Source organism: uncultured Tepidimonas sp. (assembly GCF_938045175.1).
In the GTDB taxonomy this organism is placed as follows: domain Bacteria; phylum Pseudomonadota; class Gammaproteobacteria; order Burkholderiales; family Burkholderiaceae_C; genus Tepidimonas.
Map to the genome: position 1 here is coordinate 1 of NZ_CALIND010000185.1, position 8,819 is coordinate 8,819.

The 8,819-nt window shown below is 69.4% G+C and carries 8 protein-coding genes and 1 pseudogene; 5 read left to right on the top strand and 4 right to left on the bottom strand.

The features are described 5' to 3' along the window. Positions 1–442, top strand: a pseudogene (locus Q0716_RS09795) (DUF4124 domain-containing protein); the annotation flags it as partial. 40 nt (positions 443–482) lie between these two features. Here Q0716_RS09795 and gatB read toward each other — a convergent pair. The 3 genes from gatB to gatC are packed head-to-tail and all read right to left on the bottom strand — an operon-like array spanning position 483 to position 3,793. Next, complete coding sequence (gene gatB / locus Q0716_RS09800; protein WP_299022698.1) at positions 483–1,961, bottom strand: Asp-tRNA(Asn)/Glu-tRNA(Gln) amidotransferase subunit GatB; 1,479 nt, start codon at positions 1,959–1,961, stop codon at positions 483–485. Between the two features lie 3 nt (positions 1,962–1,964). Then, the gene (gene gatA / locus Q0716_RS09805) at positions 1,965–3,497 is read right to left on the bottom strand and encodes an Asp-tRNA(Asn)/Glu-tRNA(Gln) amidotransferase subunit GatA (protein ID WP_299022701.1); all 1,533 of its coding nucleotides are present in this window, start codon (positions 3,495–3,497) and stop codon (positions 1,965–1,967) included. After that, positions 3,494–3,793 carry an Asp-tRNA(Asn)/Glu-tRNA(Gln) amidotransferase subunit GatC gene (gatC, locus tag Q0716_RS09810; RefSeq protein ID WP_299022704.1) on the bottom strand — a complete coding sequence of 100 codons (300 nt, stop codon included), beginning with the start codon at positions 3,791–3,793 and terminating at the stop codon, positions 3,494–3,496. The genes gatA and gatC overlap by 4 nt, the downstream gene beginning before the upstream one ends. A gap of 139 nt (positions 3,794–3,932) precedes the next feature. Between gatC and Q0716_RS09815 the strand changes: the two genes are divergently transcribed. The 4 genes from Q0716_RS09815 to mrdA are packed head-to-tail and all read left to right on the top strand — an operon-like array spanning position 3,933 to position 8,453. Continuing rightward, positions 3,933–4,979, top strand: coding sequence for a rod shape-determining protein (locus Q0716_RS09815; protein WP_299022706.1), 1,047 nt, complete (start codon positions 3,933–3,935; stop codon positions 4,977–4,979). A 49-nt stretch (positions 4,980–5,028) separates the two neighbouring features. Further along, positions 5,029–5,913, top strand: a complete 885-nt coding sequence (gene mreC / locus Q0716_RS09820) for a rod shape-determining protein MreC (protein WP_299022709.1) — start codon at positions 5,029–5,031, stop codon at positions 5,911–5,913. Continuing rightward, positions 5,910–6,434: a rod shape-determining protein MreD gene (gene mreD, locus Q0716_RS09825; RefSeq protein WP_299022711.1), complete on the top strand. Its 525-nt coding sequence runs from the start codon at positions 5,910–5,912 to the stop codon at positions 6,432–6,434. The genes mreC and mreD overlap by 4 nt, the downstream gene beginning before the upstream one ends. A 48-nt stretch (positions 6,435–6,482) precedes the next feature. Beyond that, positions 6,483–8,453 carry a penicillin-binding protein 2 gene (gene mrdA, locus Q0716_RS09830; RefSeq protein ID WP_299022714.1) on the top strand — a complete coding sequence of 657 codons (1,971 nt, stop codon included), beginning with the start codon at positions 6,483–6,485 and terminating at the stop codon, positions 8,451–8,453. On the opposite strand, the gene Q0716_RS09835 is transcribed toward mrdA, so the two are convergent. Further along, a partial coding sequence (locus Q0716_RS09835) for a TSUP family transporter (protein ID WP_299022717.1) occupies positions 8,435–8,819 on the bottom strand: 385 nt, incomplete at its 5' end. The two genes, mrdA and Q0716_RS09835, sit on opposite strands and share 19 nt — an antisense overlap.

Sequence of the window (8,819 nt, forward strand, 5' to 3'; positions counted from 1 at the left end):
GCCCGAGGAGCAGGAGCGCGCCGCCGCCCAGCAACGCGCCGCCGCCGAGGCCGCCGCGCGCGAGGCAGAACAGCGCCGGCGCGAGTCGCTGCTGCTGGCACGCTACCCGGATGAGGCATCGCACCAGCGCGCACGCGCCGAAGCGCTAACCCAGGTGCAGGCCACGATCGACAGTGCACAACAGCACGCCCAGGCACTGGAACAAGAGCGCCAACGCCTGGACGAGGAGATGGCCTTCTACCGCAAAGACCCGGCCAAGGCGCCCCCGGCCCTGAAGCAGCGGCTGGCCACCAATGCGCAGCAGCGGCAGCTGCAGGCGCAGTTCATCGCCGACCAGGAGCGCGAGAAGGCCCGCATCGAGGAGCGCTTCGATGCCGAGCGGGACACGCTGCGCCGCTTGTGGACAGGAGCCAGCGCCACACCCAACGCCGCCCCGCGCTAGCGCCGCACGCTGCGGGGCGCGATCCCACGGACACACCGCGTCAGCCACCCAGCGCGCGCCGCAGCAGCTCGTTGACTTGTTGCGGGTTGGCTTTGCCTTGCGTGGCCTTCATCACCTGACCGACCAGGGCGTTGAACGCTTTTTCTTTGCCGGCGCGATATTCGGCCACGTTCTTGGGGTTGGCGGCGACGACTTGCTCGACGATGGCCTGCAGGGCGCCAGTGTCACTCATCTGGCGCAGGCCCTTGGCGGCGATGATCGCATCCACGCGCGCCAGCGCCTCGTCCCCCGTGGCCGCTCCCGGCTCGGCCCACAGTGCGTCGAACACCTGCTTGGCCGCGTTGTTGGACAGCGTGCCGTCGGCCACGCGCTGCAGCAGCGCGCCTAGCAGCGCAGGGGACACGGGGCATGACTCGATGCCGATGTCGGCCGCGTTGAGTCGGCGCGAGACCTCGCCCATGATCCAGTTGCTGGCGGCCTTGGCCGGCGCGCCCGCGCGCACCGTGGCCTCGAAGTAAGCTGCCATGGCCGGGGACTGGGTAAGCGTGGTCGCGTCGTAGTCGGGCAGGCCATGCTCGCGCACCAGGCGTTCGGCCAGCGCACGCGGCAGCTCGGGCAGGGTGGCGCGCACCTGCGCCACCCACTCGGGATCGATCACCAGCGGCGGCAGGTCGGGGTCGGGGAAGTAGCGGTAGTCGGCCGCGTCTTCCTTGGTGCGCATGGCGCGCGTCTCGCCCGTGTCGGGGTCGAACAACACGGTGGCCTGCTCGATGGCGTGGCCGTCCTCCAGCTGCTCGATCTGCCAGCGCACCTCGTAGTCGATGGCCTGCTGCATGAACTTGAAGCTGTTGAGGTTTTTGATCTCGCGCCGGGTGCCCAGCGGCTGCCCCGGCTTGCGCACGGAGACGTTGGCGTCGCAGCGGAACGAACCCTCCTGCATGTTGCCGTCGCAAATGCCGATCCAGGTGACGAGCTTGTGCAGCTCCTTGGCGTAGGCCACGGCTTCGGCGCTGGAGCGGATGTCGGGCTCGGTGACGATCTCCAACAGCGGCGTGCCCGCGCGGTTGAGATCGATGCCGCTCATGCCGTGGAAGTCTTCGTGCAGCGACTTGCCGGCGTCCTCTTCCAGGTGCGCGCGCACCAGGCGCACGGTGCGCCGCTCCTGGCCCAGGTAGAACTCGATGGCGCCGCCTTGCACCACGGGGATTTCGTACTGGCTGATCTGATAGCCCTTGGGCAGGTCGGGGTAGAAGTAATTTTTGCGCGCGAAAACGCTGCGCGGGGCGATGTGGGCCCCGACCGCGAGGCCGAAGCGAATCGCGCACTCGACCGCAGCGCGGTTCATGACGGGCAATGTGCCCGGCAGCGCCAGATCGACCGCACACGCCTGCGTGTTGGGCTCGGCGCCAAAGGCGGTGGCCGCGCGGCTAAAGATCTTGCTGCGCGTGGACAGTTGGGCGTGCGTCTCGAAGCCGATGACGACTTCGTAGCCCTGAACGAGAAACGATGAACGGGTCATGGGTCAAGCCTGACGCGAGAGGGTGTCGCCCGCCGGGGCGCGGGTGTGCCAGTCGGTGGCGCGCTGGAACTGGTGCGCGGCGTGCAGCAGGCGCGCCTCGGCCAGGTGCGGGCCGATGAGCTGCAGGCCCACGGGCAGGCCATCCGCACCAAAACCGGCGGGCACACTCATGCCGGGCAAGCCAGCGAGCGACGCGGGCAGCGTGTAAATGTCGGCCAGGTACGCCGCGAGTGGGTCATCGGCCTTGTCGCCAATCGCCCAGGCCACGGTGGGCGCCACCGGCCCCGCGATCAGGTCGCACTGCTCGAAAGCCTGCAAAAAATCCTGCGCGATCAGGCGCCGGATTTGCTGTGCTTTGAGGTAGTAGGCGTCGTAGTAGCCGTGCGACAGCACGTAGGTGCCGATGAGGATGCGGCGCTGCACCTCGGCACCGAACCCCTCGCTGCGGCTACGGCGGTACATGTCGAGCAAGTCGGTGTACTCGGCGGCCCGGTGGCCGTAGCGCACGCCGTCGTAGCGGCTGAGGTTGGAGCTGGCCTCGGCCGGCGCGATGATGTAGTAGGCGGGGATGGCGAGCTGCGTGCGCGGCAGGTGCACGTCCACCAGCGTGGCACCCAGGCGCTCGAACTCGGCCAGTGCCGATCGCACGGCGGCCAGCACGTCGGCGCTACAGCCGTCACCCAAAAACTCCACCGGCAATCCGATGCGCAGGCCCTGCAGCGGCCGCGCGGCGCTGGCGCCGGGCAGCGGCTCGTCCAGCCCGCGCGTGTAGTCCTCGGCCGGGCGGTCCAGGCTGGTGGAGTCGCGGTCCGGGTCGGGGCCGGCCATGGCCGACAGCAGCAGCGCGCAGTCCCACGCCGAGCGGGCGATCGGGCCGGCCTGGTCCAGGCTGGAGGCATAGGCGACCATGCCGTACCGCGAGCAGCGGCCGTAGGTGGGTTTGATGCCGGTGACACCGCAAAACGCCGCCGGCTGGCGGATGGAGCCCCCCGTGTCGGTGCCCGTGGCCGCAGGCACGAGCCGCGCCGCCACCGCCGCTGCCGAGCCGCCGGAGGAGCCGCCGGGCACGCGCGTGGGGTCCCACGGGTTGCGCGCGGGGCCGTAGGCCGAGTTGTCGTTGCCCGAGCCCATGGCAAATTCGTCGCAATTGAGCTTGCCCAGCGTCACGGCGCCCGCGCCGGGGTGGCCGTCGGCGCCGTGCCCGAGGCGCGCCACCACGGTGGCGTCGAACGGGCTGCGGTAGCCGGCCAGCATACGGCTGCCAGCGGTGGTCGGCCAATCGCGCGTGACGAACACGTCCTTGTGCGCGATCGGCACGCCCAGCAGCGGCGTGTGCTCGCCGCGTGCGCGCCGCTCGTCGGCCGCGCGGGCCTGCGCGAGACTCGCTTCCTCGTTCAGCGCCAAAAAGGCGCCCAGCGCCTCGTGCGCGCGTACGCGCTGCAGCAGTGCCTGCGTCGCTTCGACGCTAGAGACGCGCCGCTGCTCGAGCGCCGCCGCCAGCTCGGCCACGCCCATGTGGTGCAGTTCGGTACTCATTCGATCACCCGCGGCACGAGGTACAAGCCGCCTTCGACGGCCGGGGCACTGGCCTGATTGGCCTCGCGCTGGTTCGGTTCGGTCACGACGTCGTCGCGCAGGCGCAGACGCACCGGCTCGAAGACCTCGGCCGGATGCGCCAGCGGCTCGACACCGGTGGTGTCGACGGCGCGCATTTGCTCGACGATGTCGAAAAACGCATTGAGCTGGCCCAGCATGCGCTCGGCGGTGGGGCGGTCGAGCGCCAGCCGCGCCAGATGCGCGAGGCGATCGACATCCTGTAGGGTCAGTGCCATGGTGTGTAACGAATGAAAACGCCGCGTGTCGAGACCGTGAACAGAGGTCGATGCGGTATTATCCCGGGTTTCGCGATATGGCCTGCCCGCGGCCAGACGCCCACCCCTTGCTGGCAGGCTGCACAGGACTCCACACACCATGTTCGAATCTCTGCGTCGGCACTTCTCGACCGACCTCGCCATCGACCTGGGCACGGCCAACACGCTCATTTACGTGCGCGGCAAAGGCATCGTGCTCGACGAGCCGTCGGTCGTCGCCATCCGCCACGAGGGCGGCCCCACCGGGAAAAAAACCATCCAGGCCGTCGGCCACGCGGCCAAGGCCATGCTGGGCAAGGTGCCCGGCAACATCGAAGCGATCCGGCCCATGAAGGACGGCGTGATCGCCGACTTCACCGTCACCGAGCAAATGCTCAAGCAGTTCATCAAGATGGTGCACCCGCGCTCGATGCTGCGCCCGAGCCCGCGCATCATCATTTGCGTGCCGTGCGGCTCCACGCAGGTGGAGCGGCGCGCCATCCGCGAATCGGCGCTCGGTGCTGGCGCGTCCGAGGTGTTTCTGATCGAAGAGCCGATGGCCGCGGCGATCGGTGCCGGCCTACCCGGGTCCGAGGCCGCCGGCTCGCTGGTGGTGGACATCGGCGGCGGTACCACCGAGGTGGGCGTCATCAGCCTGGGTGGCATGGTCTACAAGGGCAGCGTGCGCGTTGGCGGCGACAAGTTCGACGAGGCCATCATCAACTACATCCGCCGCAACTACGGCATGTTGATCGGCGAGCCCACCGCGGAGCTGATCAAAAAGACGATCGGCAGCGCCTTTCCCGGCTCCGAAGTTAAGGAGATGGAGGTCAAGGGCCGCAACCTCTCCGAAGGCGTGCCGCGCAGCTTCACCATCAGCTCCAACGAGGTGCTGGAGGCGCTGACGGACCCGATCAACAACATCGTCAGCGCGGTCAAGACGGCGCTGGAACAAACCCCCCCGGAGCTGGGCGCCGACATCGCCGACCGCGGCATGATGCTGACCGGCGGTGGCGCGCTGCTGCGCGACCTGGACCGGCTGCTCAACGAGGAAACCGGTCTGCCGGTGTTCGTGGCCGAAGACCCGCTGACCTGCGTGGTGCGCGGTTGCGGCACGGCGCTGGAGCAGATGGACCGGCTGGGTCACGGCATCTTCACCAACGAGTGAGGCACGTGGGCGGCCCCGTCGCCGACGGCCCGATCGCCATCGCCGCACCATGCCGCTGGGCACCCTCGACCGCACACCGCCGCCCTTTTTCAAGCAGGGCACGCCCGCGCTGAGCAAGATGCTGGTGCTCAGCGCACTGGCCGTGGTGCTGATGGTGGTCGATGCCCGCCTACACTGGGCGGCGCCGTTGCGCACCGCCGTGGCCACGGTGCTGATGCCGGTGCAGTGGCTGGCGCTGCAGCCGGTGCACGCAGTGCGGTGGGTGGGGGCGCACTTGGCGTCGCTGGAGGCGGCGCAGCGCGACGCCCGCGAAGCCCGCGAGCAATTGGCCCAGCAAGCGCAGCGCGCCGGGCTGGTGGAGCACCTGGCGCAAGAAAACCGCGAACTGCGTCGGCTGCTCGGCCTGCGCGAGCGGGTATCGCCCGCCGCGCAGGGTGCGGAAATCCTGTATGCGTTACCCGATCCCTACGTGCCTGGGGTGGTGATCGACCGGGGCGCACTGCAGGGGGTACGGCTGGGCGCCCCGGTGATGGACGGCTACGGCGTGCTGGGGCAGGTGACGCGCGTGCACCCGGCCACGAGCGAGGTCACGCTGCTGGTACACCGCAAAATGGCGGTACCGGTGCTCAATACCCGCACCGGGGAGCGCTATTTGGCCTATGGCACCGGCAGCCGCGACGAGCCCGAACTGAGCCTGCGCTTCGTTCCCGTGCAGACTGCCACGCGCGCCGGTGACGTGCTGGTGACCAGCGGCATCGACGGGTTGTACCCCACGGGCCTGCCCGTGGCCACGGTGCGCCGGGTATCGGCCGAGGGCGGTGAAGGCTTTGCCGAGGTGCTGGCGGAGCCCGCAGCGCGCGTGCGCGACGCCCTGCACGTGCTGGTGCTGGAGCCGATGTCCAGCGCCCCCGCTGCCCGGGAGGATCGGCCATGATCATGCCGCGCGGCCAGGCGCTGCTGTTGCCGGCCAACCCCACCTTCGTTTGGGTGACACTGGCCGCGGCCTTCGTGTTGCAGGTCTTGCAAGGGCTGCTCAGCCCCGCCGCTTGGCTGCCGGACTGGATGGCGCTGGTGCTGGTCTTTTGGATCGTCCACCAGCCACTGCGCGTCGGCGTGGGGGTGGCATTCGTGGCCGGGTTGGGGCTGGACGTGCACCAGGGTGTCTTGCTGGGGCAACACGCCCTGGCCTACACGGTGATGGGGTACCTGGCAGTGACGCTGCACCGGCGTGTGCTGTGGTTCGACTGGCTGGGCCAGACGCTGCACGTGCTGCCGCTGTTGGCGGTGGCCTTTGGCGTACAGGTGCTGGTTCGCGCCGTCGCTGGGCATGGCGCGCCGCCCGCATGGGCCTGGGTGTCGCCGTTGCTGACCGCAGCGCTGTGGGTGCCGGCGACCGGCCTGTTGCTCGCACCGCAGCGCCGCGCACCCGACCCCGACGAGACGCGGCCCCTGTGATCGCGGGGCATGTCCTTCCCTCGGCCGCGAGACCCGCCCAACCCCGCGATGACTGCCTACACCGACGCCGACGCCCACATCGCGCAGCTGCGCTGGCGCGCCTGGATCGCGCTGGTGGCTGTGGTGTGTGCGTTTGGCCTGGTGGCCTTGCGGGCCTGGCACCTGCAAATCCGTGAACACGAGCGCTACGCGGCACAGGCCGAAGGCAATCGCACCGCCGTGCTGCCGATCGTACCGCCGCGTGGGCGTATCGTGGACCGCAACGGCATCGTGCTGGCCGAAAACCTGCCCGTGTACACCCTGGAGATCGTCCCCGCGCGCACGCCCGATTTGGACGCCACCCTGGAGCGGCTGGGTGAGTTGGTCACGCTCACGCCACGCGATCTGCAGCGCTTTCGGCGACTGCTGGCCGATTCCAAGCGCATCGACTCGGTGCCGCTCAAAACCCGGCTGAGCGAGGCCGAGATGGCGCGCGTCGCCACCCACCTGTGGTCGTTGCCTGGCGTGGACATCCAAGCGCGCCAATTGCGGCGCTACCCGCTGGGCCCCACCGCCGCGCACGTCGTGGGCTACATCGGGCGCATCAGCCCGCGCGACCGCGAGGCGATGGAAGACTGGCCCGAGGAAAAAGTCGCCAATTACCGCGGCACCACCCACATCGGCAAGCTGGGGGTGGAGCAAGCGCAAGAGGAACACCTGCACGGACGCACGGGTTTCGAACGCGTCGAAACCTCGGCCACCGGGCGTGCCGTGCGTCGACTGGAGGCGACGCCCCCGCAGCCCGGCGAGACGGTGCGCCTGTCGATCGACGTGCGGCTGCAGCACCTGATCGAGCGCCTGTACGGCGAGCGGCGCGGGGCGTTGGTCGCGCTCGACCCGCGCACGGGCGAGGTATTGGCGCTGGTGAGCATGCCCAGCTTCGACCCCAACCTGTTCGTCGACGGCATCGACGTGGACAACTGGCGTGCGCTCAACGAATCGCTGGACCGCCCACTGCTCAACCGCGCGCTGCGCGGCACCTACCCGCCCGGGTCGACCTACAAGCCGTTCATGGCACTGGCCGCTCTTGAGCTGGGGCTGCGCACGCCGCAGACGGTGATTAACGACCCGGGTTACTGGACACTGGGCAACCATCGCTTCCGCAGCCACGGCGAATATGCGCTCGGTGCAGTCGACCTCAGGCGCAGCATCGTGATGTCGAGCAACGTGTACTACTACACGCTGGCACACGAGATGGGTGTACAGGCCATCCACGACTTCATGGCCCCGCTGGGATTTGGGCAGCTCACGGGGATCGACCTACCGGGCGAGGCGCGCGGGATTCTGCCCAGCCCCGCGTGGAAGCGGGCCACCTACAAGCGAGCCGAGCAGCAGCGTTGGCACCCGGGCGAGACGATCTCGCTGGGCATCGGCCAGGGCTACAACAGCTTCACGATGCTACAGCTGGCCACCGCGATGGCGACGCTGGCCAACGGTGGCCAGCGCCAGACGCCGCACGTCGTGCTAGAGACGCTTGCCCCTGGTCCGCAAGGCGAAGTCACCTCGACCCGGGTGCAGCCAGCCCCACTGGCGCTGGGCTACCGGCCACAGCACGTGCAGACCGTGCTCGAAGCGATGGCGGCCGTGACCACCGAGGGGACGGCGGCGCGCGTGTTTGCCGGCGCCCCCTACCGCAGCGGCGGCAAGACCGGCACCGCGCAGGCGGTCACCATCGGCCAGCGCGACAAATACGACGCCCGCCGCTTGGCCGAATTCCAGCGCGACCACTCGCTCTACGTGGCGTTCGCGCCGCTGGAATCCCCGCGCGTGGCGTTGGCCGTGATCGTGGAAAACGCCGGTTTTGGTGCCGCCCATGCGGCCCCGATTGCGCGCCGGGTGTTCGATTACCTGCTGCTGGGCCAGTACCCGAGCGAAGAGGACATCGCTGCCACGCAAAAAGGCCAAACCGCTGCGCCCATCGGCACGCCGCGGCGCGTCGAAGACATCCCGTGGCCGCCGCCTCAGGGCAGCGCGCCGTAAGCGTCCAAGGTGGTCTTGGCAATGAGGGCCGCGACCACGATCAGGAACACGCCACGCACGAAGCCAGCGCCGTGCCGCAGCGCCAGACGCGTGCCCAGCAGGCTGCCGGCGACGTTGGCCAGCGCCATCGCCAGCCCGTAATGCCACCAGACGTGGCCCTTCCAGGCAAACAGAGCCACCGCCGCGACGTTGGACGTGGTGTTGAGCAGCTTGGCCGCCGCGCTCGCCCCCAAAAAGTCGTACCCCAGCCAGCGCACGAAGGCAAACACGAAAAAGCTACCCGTGCCCGGCCCGAAGAAGCCGTCATAAAACCCGATCGTGCCCCCCACCGCGCACGTCCCCAGCACCTCGGCGCGGCCCGCATAG